Genomic DNA, 14,995 nt, shown 5'->3' on the forward strand with positions numbered 1-14,995 from the left:
CCGATGCCTTACACGGAGTCTCGTTTAATCCGACTGGCCCGCGCGTACGCGACCTTGCATGGCCCGCAAGGCGCACGCGCTCAAGAAGGCCGGCGACTGAAGGCGCATTTCATCGCGCCGTAGGGAAGGTAAGCAACATGGTACAGGTGAGACCCCACCAGCCGATCAACACAGACGGCAGTATCAACCTCGACGCGTGGCTGGATCACGTGGTCAGCGTCGACCTCGCGGTGGACCGACAGGCCTTGAAAGAGGCCTGTGAATTTGCCCGGCACGCCGAGCAACAGGACAACGCCGCCAAGAACCTCTGGGCGGAGGGCACGTCGAGTTTTCAGACGGGCCTGGAAATCGCTGAAATCCTGGCCGATCTCAAGCTCGATCAGGATTCACTCGTCGCCGCCGTGATTTATCGCGGCGTGCGCGAAGGCAAAATCTCGCTGCCCGACGTCAACCAGCGCTTCGGCCCCACCGTCGCCAAACTCATCGACGGCGTGCTGCGCATGGCGGCGATCAGCGCCAGTCTCAGCCCGCGCCAGTCTCTGGTGCTCGGCACTCAGGCCCAAGTCGAAAACCTGCGCAAGATGCTGGTGGCCATGGTCGATGACGTGCGCGTCGCGCTGATCAAGCTGGCTGAACGCACCTGCGCCATCCGCGCGGTGAAGAACACCGACGATGAAAAGCGCAATCGCGTGGCCCGGGAAGTCTTCGACATCTACGCGCCACTGGCCCACCGCTTGGGCATCGGTCACATCAAGTGGGAGCTGGAGGACCTGTCCTTCCGCTACCTGGAGCCTGAGCAGTACAAGCAGATCGCCAAGCTGCTGCACGAGCGTCGGCTCGATCGCGAGCGCTTCATCACCGACGTGATGTCGCAGCTGTCGAACGAATTGCTGGCCACCGGCGTCAAGGCGGACATCAGCGGCCGGGCCAAGCACATCTACTCGATCTGGCGAAAGATGCAGCGCAAAGGCCTGGAATTCAGCCAGATCTACGACGTTCGCGCCGTTCGCGTGCTGGTGCCGGAGATGCGTGATTGCTACACCGCCCTCGGCATCGTCCACACCCTGTGGCGGCACATTCCCAAGGAATTCGACGACTACATCGCCAACCCCAAGGAAAACGGCTATCGCTCGCTGCACACGGCGGTGATCGGCCCGGAAGGCAAGGTGCTGGAAGTGCAGATCCGCACCCACGCCATGCACGAAGAGGCCGAACTGGGCGTCTGCGCGCACTGGAAGTACAAGGGCACCGACGTCAAGTCCGGCTCCAATCACTACGAAGAGAAAATCTCCTGGCTGCGTCAGGTCCTCGAGTGGCATGAAGAGCTGGGCGACATCGGCGGGCTGGCGGAACAGCTGCGGGTCGACATCGAGCCCGACCGCGTCTACGTGTTCACCCCGGACGGTCACGCCATCGACCTGCCCAAGGGTGCGACGCCGCTGGACTTTGCCTATCGCGTGCACACCGAGATCGGCCACAACTGCCGTGGCGCCAAGATCAACGGCCGCATCGTCCCGCTCAACTACAGCCTGCAGACGGGCGAGCAGGTGGAGATCATCACCAGCAAGCACGGTACGCCGAGCCGCGACTGGCTGAACTCGAACCTGGGTTACATCACCACGTCTCGGGCGCGGGCGAAGATCGTGCACTGGTTCAAGCTGCAGGCCCGCGACCAGAACGTCGCCGCCGGCAAGGTATTGCTGGAGCGTGAACTGGCGCGTCTGGCGCTGCCTCAGGTGGACTTCGACAAGCTGGCTGAGAAGGCCAACATGAAGATGGCCGAAGACATGTTCGCGGCCCTCGGTGCTGGCGACCTGCGCATTGCTCAGTTGGTCAATCTGGCCCAGCAACTGGTCGAGCCTGAACGCGGCAACGAGCAACTGGAGCTGATTCCGCGCAAGGCCACGGGTTACAAACCGGGCAAGCGCGGGGATATTCAGATACAGGGCGTCGGCAACCTGATGACGCAGATGGCCGGCTGCTGCCAGCCGCTGCCGGGCGATGCGATCGTCGGTTACATCACCCAGGGCCGCGGCGTGAGCATTCACCGTCAGGACTGCGCCTCGGTGCTGCAACTGGGCGGGCGCGAACCCGAGCGGATCATCCAGGTCAGCTGGGGCCCGGTGCCGGTGCTCACCTACCCGGTGGACATCATCATCCGCGCCTACGACCGGTCGGGCCTGCTGCGTGACGTCTCGCAGATCCTGCTCAACGAGCGCATCAACGTGCTGGCGGTCAACACCCGCTCGAACAAGGAAGACAACACCGCGCTGATGTCGCTGACCATCGAGATCCCGGGCCTGGACGCGCTGGGCCGGCTGCTGGGGCGCATCTCGCAACTGCCGAACATCATCGAAACGCGGCGTAATAGAACGCCGTGATTTTACGGCGGTTGATCGTTCCCACGCTCTGCGTGGGAACGCAGTCCGTGACGCTCCGCGTCACTCGTGGGACGCAGAGCGTCCAGGCGGGCATTCCCACGCAGAGCGTGGGAACGATCAGCTTCAAGCCGTACGCGGATAACTTGAAGCTTGTGGCTTGTCGCTTACAGCTGCGAACGAAGAGAGACCCCCATGTATAGCCTCCAAGACCTGCTCACGCTCATGGCCCGCTTGCGCGATCCGCAATTCGGTTGCCCGTGGGACGTGAAGCAGAATTACGCGAGTATCGTGCCGCACACCCTTGAAGAAGCCTACGAAGTGGCCGACGCCATCGAGCGTGGCGACTTCGATGACCTGCGCGGTGAGCTCGGCGATCTGCTGTTTCAAGTGGTGTATTACTGCCAGCTGGCGCGGGAAGAAGGGCGCTTCGAGTTCGACGGCGTGGTCGACGGCATCACCCGCAAACTGATTCGCCGTCATCCCCACGTGTTCCCGACCGGCGATCTGTACGCGCCGCTGGAAACACCGCGCCTCAGCGAAGAGCAGGTCAAGCATCGCTGGGAACAGATCAAGGCCGAGGAGCGTGCCGAAAAGGCCAGTGCCCCCGAGCAGCTTTCCCTGCTCGACGACGTGCCGGGTGTACTTCCGGCATTGTCGCGGGCAGCGAAGTTGCAGAAGCGCGCCGCCCAGGTCGGGTTCGACTGGCCGGACGCATTGCCGGTGGTCGATAACGTGCGCGAGGAACTCGACGAGGTCCTCGAAGCCATGGCCGACAACGACAGCGCGGCCATCACCGAAGAAGTCGGCGATCTGCTGTTCGCCGCCGTCAATCTGGCCCGGCACCTCAAGGTCGATCCGGAAAATGCCCTGCGCGCCGCCAACGCCAAATTCGAGCGGCGCTTCAGATTTATCGAACAGGCCTTGCGCGACACCCGGCGCCCCATTGAAGATTGCAGCCTCGAAGAGATGGATGCGCTCTGGGGCGAAGCCAAGCGCCAGGAAAAGATCACGCCCAACTGCGGTTGAGTTGACTATTTAGAGAGAGAAGACAGATGGCGGGTATTTCCCTTCGTGACCAGTTGCTGAAAGCCGGCCTGGTCAATGAAAAACAGGCGAAGCAGGCCAGCAAGAGCAAGCAGAAGGAACAGCGTCTGGTGCACAAGGGCCAGGCAGTGGCGGACGACACCAGCCAGCGCGCGGCCCAGGAAGCGATGGCCGAGAAAGCCAAACGCGACCAGGAGTTGAATCGTCAGCAGCAGGAAAAGATCGAGCAGAAAGCCCGTGCCGCCCAGGTCAAGCAGTTGATCGAAGCCACGCGCCTGCCGAAGCTGACCACCGAGGATTACTACAACTTCGTCGACGACAAAAAGGTCAAGCGCCTGTCGGTCAACGCCCTGATGCGCAGCAAGCTGAGCAGCGGCGCGCTGGCCATCGTGCACCACGGCGGCACCTACGAGGTGATCCCCCGCGAAGCCGCCCTCAAGGTGCAGGAGCGCGACCCGCGCCGCATCGTCATGCTCAGCGCCCCGACCGAGGAGCCCGAAGGCGACGATCCGTACGCCGCGTACAAGATCCCGGACGATCTAATGTGGTAAGCGTCTGTCGCGCACTCCGCTAAAACAACAAAACCCGCCAACAGGCGGGTTTTGTTTTGCTGAGATTCCGAAATTACGAGTGACTGGCCTGTAGCTTGGCTTCTTGCTCGGCAAGCTCTGCTGCGTAACGCTGTGCGTCCGATTCGTGATGAAACATCCCTACCAGCTGGTCTTGTTGGCGTACATCCCAGATCTGGATGCCATCGGCAATGGCCTCGTGGGAGATATGGGCGTCGTCGCGTTCAGTAACAGTTACGGTCATAGTGCAAACTCCTGACTCTTGGATATCTGCGGCAGGACGTCGCAGGCCTTCTTTATAGTTTTTGATAGCCGGCTAAGTAAATGTGCGCATCTGGCAACAGTTATTTACCGAATCCGTAACAGTGCGCTAAATGCTTGTATTCGAAGGGTGTCTGACGTTTTGTCACACCCGGTTGGAGGCCATGAAGAATCTTTCATGTAGGCCTGACTCACTTTCCGACGCCAAAAAAAACCCCGCCATGAAGGCGGGGTTTTTCGTATGACGCTCGATGTCAGGCGTGCATCAGCTGCCTTTGACCGACTTACCGTTCACCGTGCCGTCCTGCAGCATGATGTTGTATTCCTTGCCGTCGGTTTCGACCTGTTGCAGGCGAACCAGCAGGTAGTCGTAGTCCTTGGCGAACCACATCACGGTGATGCGCTTGTTCTGCGTTGGATCACGCACGCGCTCGACCTTGATGGCGTCAACCGAGCCGACCTTGGTGTCGACCTTTTCAGTGCCCAGCACGCGGAAGTCATAGGTGTCGATTTCGTCACCGTCGACGACCTGATACGACATGCTCTTTTTGCCCGCCGCCACGTCATGCTGCAGCGCGAGCTGGTAGGTGGACTTGTCGAGGATGCCGGCATTCAGCGGGATTTTCACCGCGTTGCCACGGTCCGAGCCGGTGATGAATTTGGTGGGCCAGTCGAACACCAGATCGACCGTCTTGCTCTTGCCCAGGCCGCCACGTTCGAAGTGGTAGGTCTGTGGCAGCAGTTGATCCTTGTCGACCTTGAGGGTACTGACTTCGGTCAGGCTGGCGATCATCATCGACGCCTTGAAGCTCAGGGTCCAGGTGCCGTTGGCGTTCTTCTCGAGGCTGCGGCTGGCGCTGCCACCGCTCATGGGCAGCTGTTTCCAGTCAGCGGTATAGCTGGCGGAGAAAGGTTGAAGGTCTGCCGCGTTGACTGCGGGAAGTGCGAAAAGGGCGAAAGCGAAGAGCAAAGCGCGACGCATAATATCTCCTAAGGTCGGATCAAGTGGCCGCTGGGCCCTAAGGGCTGGCCGTCCAGTGAGGCGCCATGTTCGTCGAGGGTCAAACGTCCTTCGGCGAACCAGCGAATGGCCAGGGGATAAATCAGGTGTTCCTGGGCGTGAACCCTCTGTGCCAGCGTGGCGGGCGTGTCGTGCAACTCTACAGAAACAACTGCCTGTACGACCAGAGGCCCCCCATCGAGTTCCTCCGTGACAAAGTGCACGCTGCAGCCATGCTCGGCATCGCCGGCGTCGAGCACCCGTTGATGGGTGTGCAGGCCTTTATACAGCGGAAGCAGGGAAGGGTGGATATTCAGCAGGCGCCCGTGATAGTGGCGGACGAACCCGGGCGTGAGAATGCGCATGAAGCCGGCGAGCACCACCAGCGACGGCTGAAACGAATCAATGGCCTCGATCAGCGCCCCATCGAAGGCCTCGCGACCTTCGTAGCCGGTGTGATCGAGCACCAAGGTGTCGATCCCTGCGCGGGCGGCCCGCTCGAGCCCGAACGCATCGGCGCGGTTGGAGATCACCGCGCGGATGCGGGCAGGGCTCGCGCTGTCCTGAAAGCTGTCAATCATCGCCTGCAGGTTACCGCCAGTGCCGGACAGCAGCACCACCACATCACAGGGTTGGGGCATGTCAGGCATTAATGAGCCTTGACGTTCTTCAGCTCGACTTGCGCAGCGCCTTCGGCAGCCGTGCCGATCTGGCCGATCACCCAAGGCTGCTCGCCGGCTTCACGCAGGGCGTTGAGCGAGACTTCAACATGTTCCTGGGCGACGCAGATGACCATGCCGACGCCGCAGTTCAGCACGCGGTGCATCTCGTGCTCATCCACGTTGCCTTTTTCCTGCAGCCAGTCGAACACCGCCGGACGGGTCCAGCTCGCCACGTCGACGATGGCCTGGGAGCCTTCAGGCAGCACGCGCGGAATGTTGTCCAGCAGGCCGCCGCCGGTGATGTGGGCCATGGCTTTTACCGCGCCGGTGTCTTTGATCAGCTTGAGCAGCTGCTTGACGTAAATGCGGGTCGGTGCCATCAGCAGTTCGGTCAGCGGCTTGCCGTCGAGCTGGATGTTTTCGATATCGGCACCTGCCACTTCGATGATCTTGCGGATCAGCGAGTAGCCATTGGAGTGCGGACCGGAAGACGGCAGGGCGATCAGCGCGTCACCGGCGGCAACCTTGGAGCCGTCGATGATATCGGCTTTCTCCACGACGCCGACGCAGAAGCCGGCCAGGTCGTAGTCTTCGCCTTCGTACATGCCGGGCATTTCAGCGGTTTCGCCGCCGACCAAGGAGCAGCCCGCCAGCTCGCAGCCCGCGCCGATGCCGGTGACCACTTGAGCCGCGGTGTCGACGTTCAGTTTGCCGGTGGCGTAGTAGTCGAGGAAGAACAGCGGCTCGGCGCCGCAGACCACCAGATCGTTGACGCACATGGCGACCAGGTCGATGCCGATGGTGTCGTGTTTGTTCAGGTTCAGTGCCAGACGCAGCTTGGTGCCGACACCGTCGGTGCCACTGACCAGAACAGGCTGCTTGTAGCCGGCCGGGATTTCGCACAGAGCGCCGAAGCCCCCGAGGCCGCCCATCACTTCCGGGCGCTTGGTGCGCTTGGCGACGCTCTTGATGCGTTCGACCAGCGCTTCACCGGCGTCGATGTCAACACCGGCGTCTTTGTAGCTCAGGGAGGGTTGCTTGCTCATGATCCAGGCCTTTAGGGGGGGATTCGGGGTAACGACCGAGTGGCAACGACGCGGGGCCTTGTCATCGCCGGTCTGCGAAGGCGCGCGATTTTATCAGGGTTGGGCGCAAGCGGCCATCCTTGGGCCGACGGGCAGGACTGTCGTGAAGAAAAAATAACCCGGTTTATCCCGCCGCACCCGTTCGTCGCTGGCGGGATCCGGTGTAACGTTGGCGCCTGAGTGAGCGATTCGGGCGCGTCTGCGGTCAGAGTCGGGTCACTCATGTTCATGCAGCTATTTATAGCGTTGCCTTTTTACCCAGCGGGAATCCTTCATGCGTCCACCTTCCTTCATGCGCCTAAAAAACTGCCTGTTCGTGGGTTGCCTCTCATTGATGAGTCTGCCGGCGTTCGCCGAGACGGTGAACAATCTCTATCAGGTGCGCGAGCCCGTCAGCGGCCAGAACCCGGACGAAAAAACCCGCGCCACCCAGGCCGCGCTGGAAACCCTGGTCATCCGCCTGACCGGCGACCCAAAGGCCGTGCAGAACGGCGGCCTTGCCGAGGTGCGCAAGGACCCTCAGCAAATCATCAGCCAGTACGGCTACGACGCCGGCCCGCCCGAAACCCTGCAGGTTGATTTCGACCCGGCGAGCACCGAACGCGTCATGCGTCAGGCGGGACTGTCGTTGTGGGGCACCAACCGTCCGGTGATCATGGCCTGGTGGCTGAACGACGCCACTGACGGCGCCAACTTGGTCGGCGACGGCCAAGCCTCTGCCGAGCCTCTTCGCCGCGCCGCTCAGCATCGCGGTCTGCCGTTACGTCTGCCGCTGGCCGACCTTGGCGAGCAGGGCATCGGCAACGCCAAGACCCTCGATGGCAATAATGTCGCCCCACTCAAAGAGGCTTCCGAGCGTTACGGTTCGGACGCGATTCTGGCGGTTCACGCGCAGGAAAACGGCGGCCAGTGGCAGGGAAAATGGCACCTGTGGCTGGGCGACAAGATGGAGCAGGGCAGTGCCAGCGGCGCGAGCTCGGCGGAACTGGCCGACGCGGTACTGTTGGCAGTGAGCCAGCGTCTGGCGCCACGCTTCGTGGTCAAGCCCGGCGCCTCGACGGGCATGGTGCTGGATGTGCAGGGCATGAATCTTGAGCGTTACGCGCAGCTGTTGCGCCTGCTCGAACCGTTCGGCGGCCGCCTGAAATCAGCCGACGGTGATCGCATCGCGTTCGACGTCAGCGGCAGCCCCGATCAATTGCGTTCCCAACTGGCGCTGGCGAAACTGCAGGAAGTGCCGGCCGGTGAAATCGCCAGCGCGCCGGTCAACGCCGCGCCCGTTGCTGCGGACGGCACGCCGGTAGCACCGCAGCCGCCTGCTGTTTCGGACAGCGCATTGCACTTCCGTTGGTGAACAGGTTCATAACGACGTTGCTCGAAGCACATCATCCTGGGGAAAGAGGCAGTAATGACTGATACGCGTCGTTGGTTCTGGCTGGGCGGGGTTGTCCTGGTCTGTTTGTTCGTCTGGCTGCTGCACTCGATTCTGACGCCGTTCCTCGTGGCGCTGCTGCTGGCGTACATGGGCGATCCGCTGGCAGACCGGCTGGAAAAACTGAAGCTGTCCCGCACCATGAGTGTGGTGACCGTGTTCCTGTTGTTCACCCTGATTTTCATGGGCCTGCTGCTGGTGCTGGTGCCAATGCTGGCCAAGCAGCTTTACCGCCTGTACGAACTGGCACCGCAAATCCTCGACTGGCTGCAACACACCGCCATGCCGTGGGCGCAGGCCAAGTTGGGGCTGGCAGACGGCTTCTGGAAGTTCGACAAGGTCAAGGCGGCGATCTCGGAGCACATGGGCCAGACCGGCGACATCGTCGGCATCGTCTTGTCCCAGGCCACGACCTCGACCCTGGCGCTGATCGGCTGGCTGACCAACCTGGTGCTGATCCCGGTGGTCTGCTTCTATCTGTTGCGTGACTGGGACGTGATGATGGCGAAGGTGCGCAGCCTGCTGCCCCGTCACCGCGAGAAGAAGATCGTCGCGCTGGCGGACGAGTGCCATGAGGTATTGGGTGCGTTCATTCGCGGCCAGTTGCTGGTGATGGTCGCGCTGGGCGTGATTTACGCCGCCGGCCTGATGCTGGTCGGGCTGGAGCTGGGGCTGTTGATCGGTGTCATTGCCGGCCTGGCGGCCATCGTGCCGTACATGGGGTTCGTGATCGGCATCGGCTCGGCGATTCTGGCGGGTTTCTTCCAGTTCGGCGGCGACCTGTATCCGATGCTGGGCATCGTCGCGGTGTTCATGGTCGGTCAGGCGCTGGAAGGCATGGTGCTGACCCCGTTGCTGGTGGGTGACCGCATCGGTCTGCACCCGGTTGCGGTGATCTTCGCGATCCTGGCGGGCGGCGAGCTGTTCGGCTTCACCGGCATCCTGCTGGCCCTGCCGGTGGCGGCGGTGATCATGGTCCTGGTGCGCCATGTTCATGACCTGTACAAGGATTCGGACATCTACGGCGGTCTGGACGACCCGGATCTCTGATTCCCGCGAATCAGGATGCGTACCGGCGCGCGGTGCTCACCGCGCGCCTTCTTTCTCGGCGGGTTTTGCCCGTATTCCCCAGTGATACCAGTGACATACGCAAGCCTTTGATTTTGCTGGCGGTCTGCCGCATTGTGCGGCCAGCCCTGCGGGTATAGACTTTGCGCACTTTTCACAGAGGCCCCTTGGCGGTTCGTCACGAACCGTTCAGCCAGCATGAAACCAGTTCAGCTGCCCCTGAGTGTGCGTCTGCGTGATGACGCCACCTTCATCAATTACTATCCAGGCGCCAATGCCGCTGCACTCGGCTATGTCGAGCGGCTGTGCGAAGCCGAGGCCGGCTGGACAGAAAGCCTCATCTATCTGTGGGGCAAGAACGGGGTAGGGCGCACGCACCTGTTGCAGGCTGCCTGCCTGCGATTCGAACAGATGGGCGAGCCGGCGGTTTATCTGCCGATGGCCGAACTGCTCGATCAAGGCATCGGCCTGTTCGATCATCTGGAGCAGTACGAACTGGTGTGCCTCGATGACCTTCAGGCGGTGGTCGGCAAGCCTGAATGGGAAGAGGCGTTGTTCCACCTGTTCAACCGGCTGCGCGACAGTGGCCGACGCTTGCTCATCGCCGCTTCATGCTCGCCCCGAGAGCTGCCGGTCAAGCTGGCGGACCTGAAATCACGGCTGACCATGGCGCTGGTGTTCCAGATGCGCCTGTTGTCCGACGAAGAAAAACTCCGCGCCCTGCAATTGCGCGCGTCCCGCCGCGGGCTGCACCTTACCGACGAAGTGGGGCATTTCATCCTCACCCGCGGCAAGCGCAGCATGAGTGCGCTGTTCGACCTGCTTGAACAGCTCGATCAAGCCTCACTGCAGGCCCAGCGCAAGCTGACCATTCCGTTCCTGAAAGAAACCCTCGGTTGGTAAGCGCGTCCGTGGTCGATCAGGCTTTAGTCCTGCAAACCGCCGCGGCCCTGCGCCATGCCACACGCATCCTGATCATCACCGGTGCTGGCCTTTCGGCGGATTCGGGTTTGCCGACCTATCGCGGTGTCGGTGGTCTGTACAACGGCGAGACCGACGACGGCCTGCCGATCGAAATGGCGTTGTCCGGCCCGATGCTGCGTCGTGATCCGGCGCTGTGCTGGAAATACATTGCACAATTGGGCAGCGCTTGCCTGGATGGACGTCCCAATGCGGCGCACTATGCCATCGCCGAATTGCAGCGGCGCAAGCCGGAATGCTGGGTGTTGACGCAAAACGTCGACGGCTATCATCGCGCTGCGGGTAGTCCGCCAGAACGGCTGATCGAAATTCATGGCCAGTTGGCGCCGCTCTACTGTCAATCTTGTGGCGCCGAAGATCTGCAGTTGAGCGAGCACCTCAACCGGCCACTGCCACCGCTGTGCGCCCGCTGTACTGGCGTTTTGAGGCCATCGGTGGTGTTGTTTGAGGAGATGTTGCCAGAGTTGGCACTGAACGTGCTTCAGGAAGAGATGGCAAAAGGCTTTGATGCTGTGCTCAGCATCGGAACCACCGCCAGCTTCCCGTACATTCATGAGCCCATGCTGCGCGCTCGGGTGACGGGAGGCTTTACTGCCGAGATAAACCCTTCGCCGACCGATCATTCCGCGCACATGGATGCGTTTCTGAGGTGTAGAGCCTTAGAAGTGATGGACGACATCGTAAGTCACATTTGTTTCGATTGAATTTGCAAATGGGTACGATTGAAGGCATAGTCTCGGCTTCTTTACACTTCAGCCACGGTCGTGCACATGCTAAACCGCTTCGCACCCCTCGTGCCTCTCGCACTCGTAACGCTGTTGTTCGGCTGTGCGGCCCAGATGCCGACGTCGCAACAACAGTCGCAAAGCCCCCAGTTCCGGGACTCTGCCACCGCTCAATCCGCCAGCAAGCGTGCCGATTACGCATCCTCCGTACTGGATGACGAAGTCGCCACCGAAGACGAGCTCGCTCAATTTGCCGATAACAAGCCGTACCGCCTGCCGGTTCTGGCTGACAGCATCCTCGAGCGCGGCAAATCCCTGATAGGCACTCGCTATCGCTTCGGCGGCACGTCGACCACCTCTGGTTTCGACTGCAGCGGTTTCATCGGTTATCTCTTCCGCGAAGAGGCGGGCATGAGCCTGCCGCGTTCCTCCCGCGAAATGATCAACATCGATGCCCCTCTCGTTAAACGCAATGACCTCAAGCCAGGCGACCTGCTGTTCTTCAGCACTGCCGGCCGTGGTCGTGTCAGCCATGCGGGCATCTACCTGGGCGATGATCAATTCATCCACTCCAGCAGCCGCCGCAGCGGTGGTGTCCGCGTCGACAGCCTCGACGATGCCTACTGGGCCAAGACGTTCATCGAAGCCAAACGCGCGCTGGCGATGGCACCTTCAACGGTACCTGCAACCACTACCGCGATGAGCTCGACTACAATCAAGCGCCAAACCCGTTAATTCCGGGCGCGCAAAGGGCTAACCCCTCTTGCGCGCGACCCCGGCCCTCGGCAAAGTAAGCTGCATCCCGCACAGGTTGTCGTGTTTATGTCGTTAACGGTTCGCCTGATCGTCGCCTCTCTGGCTGTGCTGCTGGCCGCATGTTCCAGCACTCCACCGCCTGCTCCACGCAAGGTCGTCTACCGGCCTGTGGTCTCCGCTCCTCCCCAGTTTTCTTCACCGCTCGCCGACGACGTTTTGTTGCGCGCGATCGGCCTCGTTGGCACGCCTTATCGCTGGGGCGGCAACACGCCTGATTCGGGTTTCGATTGCAGCGGCCTGATCGGCTATGTCTACCACGACGCCGCCGGTATCACCTTGCCGCGATCGACGCGGGAAATGATCACCCTGCGTGGCCCGGACATCGACCGCAGCCAGTTGCAGACCGGTGACCTGGTGTTCTTCGCCACGGGCGGCGGCTCCCACGTCAGCCACGCCGGCATCTACGTCGGGGAAGGGCGATTCGTTCATGCACCGGCCACCGGCGGCACCGTCAAACTCGACAGCCTGGACAAGCCTTATTGGCAAAAGGCCTGGCTGAATGCCAAGCGCGTTATCCAGCCATCGAATCTTGCCAGGCAATAGTCGTTTTTGAGGCAACGTGTTCATGGGCTGCTGCTGCAGGAACACCTGTGCATTCCAGGGTGAAATCCCGTAAACCCGTGGGCGCTCTGTCCACGGTTCGATTGACGCTCCCCAGTCAACCCTCTAACCTTCGCGCCATGTTTCAGGTGCCCGGGACCTTGTTGGTCCACAGGGTGAAACAGGGAAGCCGGTGCGATTGCTCGTGCGATCAATTCCGGCGCTGCCTCCGCAACGGTAAATGAGTCAAGGCCACGCACAATGCCACTGTGTTCGCTGAACATGGGAAGGCGCCTGGCCTGCCACGGTTGTGGCAACTCATGAGTCCGGAGACCGGCCTGATCCATCGAACAGCATCACGGAGGGCGATGCTCTGCTGCAGGCCGGGCCATGTCCGGTGCCTGCTGACAGTCTTTGCCTGTGCCCTCCGTTTGCCACACCTGCCCTCAAGCGGAGAGCTGAGATGAGCGAATCCCCCGAACGTGACGAACGCCACCTGGCGCGCATGCTGCGCAAAAAGGCGGTGATGGACGAGCGCATTTCCAGCGCGCCAAATGAATGCGGATTGCTGTTGGTCCTGACCGGCAACGGCAAAGGCAAAAGCAGCTCGGCCTTCGGCATGCTGGCCCGCGCCATGGGCCATGGCATGCAGTGCGGCGTCGTGCAGTTCATCAAAGGCCGCCACAGCACCGGCGAAGAGCTGTTCTTCCGCCGCTTTCCCGAACAAGTGCGTTACCACGTGATGGGCGAGGGCTTCACCTGGGAAACCCAGGACCGCCAGCGCGACATCGCCGCCGCCGAAGCCGCCTGGGCCGTGACCCGGGAAATGCTCAAGGACGCCTCTATCGGCATGGTCGTGCTCGATGAGCTGAACATTGCCCTCAAGCACGGCTATCTGGACCTGGAGCAGGTGCTGAGCGATTTGCAGGCACGCCCGCCGATGCAGCACGTGATCGTCACCGGTCGCGGGGCGAAGCAGGAACTGATCGACCTCTCCGACACCGTTTCCGATATCGGCGTGGTCAAGCATGCCTTTCAAGCCGGCATCAAGGCGCAGAAAGGCATCGAACTGTGAGTGAGCGCCAGCCCCGGCACTGCCCGGCAGTATTGATCGCTGCGCCCGCGTCCGGCCAGGGCAAAACCACCGTCACCGCCGCACTCGCCCGTCTGCATCGCAATCAGGGGCGCAAGGTGCGCGTGTTCAAATGCGGACCGGACTTTCTCGACCCGATGATTCTCGAACGCGCCAGCGGCCATCCGGTGTACCAACTGGACATGTGGATGATTGGCGAGGCCGAAAGCCGGCGTCTGTTGTGGGAAGCCGCCGCCGACGCCGACCTGATCCTCATCGAAGGCGTCATGGGCTTGTTCGACGGTACGCCCTCCAGCGCAGACCTGGCCCGGCGTTTCGGCGTGCCGGTGCTGGGGGTGATTGACGGCACGGCCATGGCTCAGACCTTCGGCGCACTGGCGCTTGGGCTGGCGCGCTATCAGCCGGATCTGCCATTCGCCGGCGTGCTGGCCAATCGCGTCGGCACAGTGCGCCACGCGCAGTTGCTGGAAGGCAGCCTGACTGAAGGCCTGCGCTGGTACGGCGCGCTGTCCCGTGAAACCGGCATTGAGCTGCCCAGCCGGCACCTCGGCCTGGTGCAGGCGAGCGAATTGAATGACCTGGACATGCGCCTTGACGCTGCGGCCACCGCACTGGCCAGCACCTGCGACGCCACGTTGCCACCGTCCGTGACCTTTACCGCGCCGGAATTCGTGCCGGCCGAACCGCTGCTGGCCGGTGTGAAAATCGCCATCGCCCACGACGAGGCGTTTGCGTTTTTCTACGGTGCCAGCCTCGACCTGTTGCGGGAGATGGGCGCCGAACTGTCGTTCTTCTCGCCGATCCGCGACCGCGAATTACCCGACGCCGACAGCCTGTATCTGCCGGGCGGTTACCCGGAACTGCATCACACGGCGCTGGCGGAAAACCACAGCATGCTGGCCGCGATTCGCGCGCACCACGCCGCCGGCAAGCCCCTGCTCGCCGAATGCGGCGGTATGTTGTATCTGCTCGATGCCCTGACCGATGTCGACGGCCAGCGCGCCGAAGGGGTGGGCTTGCTCAAGGGGGAAGCCGTGATGCAAAAGCGTCTGGCCGCCCTGGCCCTGCAATCGGTCGAACTGCCGGAAGGCATCCTGCGTGGCCACACCTATCACCACTCCCTGACCAGCACCGAGCTGACCCCCATCGCCCGCGGCCTCAGCCCCAATGGCGGGCGCGGCGCCGAAGCGGTGTACCGCGAAGGGCGCATGACTGCGTCGTATGTCCACTTTTACTTTCCCTCGAATCCCCAGGCGATGGCGGCGCTGTTTTTGCCATGAGCCCATCTAATTCAACCGCCGCATTCTGTGGGAGCGAGCCTGCTCGCAAAGTGGGCGC

At 62.1% G+C, this 14,995-nt stretch carries 15 protein-coding genes and 1 riboswitch; of the genes, 11 read left to right on the forward strand and 4 right to left on the reverse strand.

Features of this window, described 5'->3' with window-relative positions; all coding sequences use genetic code 11:
- Nucleotides 1-137: 137 nt before the first annotated feature.
- From relA to AC07RO_RS03325, 3 genes are all read left to right on the forward strand, one after another.
- On the forward strand, nt 138-2,381 hold the full coding sequence (gene relA, locus AC07RO_RS03315; RefSeq protein WP_192172862.1) for a GTP diphosphokinase: 2,244 nt from the start codon (nt 138-140) through the stop codon (nt 2,379-2,381).
- A 192-nt stretch (nt 2,382-2,573) separates the two neighbouring features.
- Nucleotides 2,574-3,407: a nucleoside triphosphate pyrophosphohydrolase gene (gene mazG, locus AC07RO_RS03320; protein ID WP_192172861.1), complete on the forward strand. Its 834-nt coding sequence runs from the start codon at nt 2,574-2,576 to the stop codon at nt 3,405-3,407.
- A gap of 26 nt (nt 3,408-3,433) precedes the next feature.
- Nucleotides 3,434-3,976 (forward strand): DUF2058 domain-containing protein, encoded by a 543-nt coding sequence (locus AC07RO_RS03325; protein WP_074890960.1) that lies wholly within the window; start codon nt 3,434-3,436, stop codon nt 3,974-3,976.
- A gap of 73 nt (nt 3,977-4,049) precedes the next feature.
- On the opposite strand, the gene AC07RO_RS03330 is transcribed toward AC07RO_RS03325, so the two are convergent.
- The 4 genes from AC07RO_RS03330 to purM all read right to left on the reverse strand — a co-directional run bounded on the left by AC07RO_RS03330 (nt 4,050) and on the right by purM (nt 6,963).
- Complete coding sequence (locus AC07RO_RS03330) at nt 4,050-4,238, reverse strand: hypothetical protein (RefSeq protein ID WP_282371765.1); 189 nt, start codon at nt 4,236-4,238, stop codon at nt 4,050-4,052.
- A gap of 282 nt (nt 4,239-4,520) precedes the next feature.
- Entirely contained in the window at nt 4,521-5,237 is a 717-nt protein-coding gene (locus tag AC07RO_RS03335) for a DUF3108 domain-containing protein (RefSeq protein WP_192172860.1), read from the reverse strand.
- Between the two features lie 8 nt (nt 5,238-5,245).
- On the reverse strand, nt 5,246-5,896 hold the full coding sequence (gene purN / locus AC07RO_RS03340) for a phosphoribosylglycinamide formyltransferase (RefSeq protein WP_346626728.1): 651 nt from the start codon (nt 5,894-5,896) through the stop codon (nt 5,246-5,248).
- A gap of 8 nt (nt 5,897-5,904) precedes the next feature.
- Nucleotides 5,905-6,963, reverse strand: a complete 1,059-nt coding sequence (gene purM / locus AC07RO_RS03345; RefSeq protein WP_346626497.1) for a phosphoribosylformylglycinamidine cyclo-ligase — start codon at nt 6,961-6,963, stop codon at nt 5,905-5,907.
- 331 nt (nt 6,964-7,294) lie between these two features.
- Between purM and AC07RO_RS03350 the strand changes: the two genes are divergently transcribed.
- The 8 genes from AC07RO_RS03350 to AC07RO_RS03385 all read left to right on the forward strand — a co-directional run bounded on the left by AC07RO_RS03350 (nt 7,295) and on the right by AC07RO_RS03385 (nt 14,937).
- Nucleotides 7,295-8,356, forward strand: coding sequence for a DUF2066 domain-containing protein (locus tag AC07RO_RS03350; RefSeq protein WP_495085340.1), 1,062 nt, complete (start codon nt 7,295-7,297; stop codon nt 8,354-8,356).
- A gap of 54 nt (nt 8,357-8,410) precedes the next feature.
- Nucleotides 8,411-9,484, forward strand: coding sequence for an AI-2E family transporter (locus AC07RO_RS03355; RefSeq protein WP_282367596.1), 1,074 nt, complete (start codon nt 8,411-8,413; stop codon nt 9,482-9,484).
- 216 nt (nt 9,485-9,700) lie between these two features.
- Nucleotides 9,701-10,405 carry a DnaA regulatory inactivator Hda gene (hda, locus tag AC07RO_RS03360; RefSeq protein ID WP_074890952.1) on the forward strand — a complete coding sequence of 235 codons (705 nt, stop codon included), beginning with the start codon at nt 9,701-9,703 and terminating at the stop codon, nt 10,403-10,405.
- 8 nt (nt 10,406-10,413) lie between these two features.
- On the forward strand, nt 10,414-11,187 hold the full coding sequence (locus tag AC07RO_RS03365; RefSeq protein ID WP_495085341.1) for an NAD-dependent deacylase: 774 nt from the start codon (nt 10,414-10,416) through the stop codon (nt 11,185-11,187).
- Nucleotides 11,188-11,253: 66 nt separating this feature from the next.
- Nucleotides 11,254-11,943, forward strand: a complete 690-nt coding sequence (locus AC07RO_RS03370; RefSeq protein WP_192172856.1) for a C40 family peptidase — start codon at nt 11,254-11,256, stop codon at nt 11,941-11,943.
- 87 nt (nt 11,944-12,030) lie between these two features.
- Nucleotides 12,031-12,567, forward strand: coding sequence for a C40 family peptidase (locus AC07RO_RS03375; protein WP_192172855.1), 537 nt, complete (start codon nt 12,031-12,033; stop codon nt 12,565-12,567).
- A gap of 127 nt (nt 12,568-12,694) precedes the next feature.
- Nucleotides 12,695-12,920, forward strand: a riboswitch (cobalamin riboswitch).
- Between the two features lie 107 nt (nt 12,921-13,027).
- Nucleotides 13,028-13,639: a cob(I)yrinic acid a,c-diamide adenosyltransferase gene (gene cobO / locus AC07RO_RS03380; protein ID WP_282367588.1), complete on the forward strand. Its 612-nt coding sequence runs from the start codon at nt 13,028-13,030 to the stop codon at nt 13,637-13,639.
- On the forward strand, nt 13,636-14,937 hold the full coding sequence (locus AC07RO_RS03385; RefSeq protein ID WP_192172853.1) for a cobyrinic acid a,c-diamide synthase CobB: 1,302 nt from the start codon (nt 13,636-13,638) through the stop codon (nt 14,935-14,937). The genes cobO and AC07RO_RS03385 overlap by 4 nt, the downstream gene beginning before the upstream one ends.
- Nucleotides 14,938-14,995: the final 58 nt, after the last annotated feature.

Source organism: Pseudomonas sp. GW821-FHT07F05 (genome assembly GCF_059418765.1).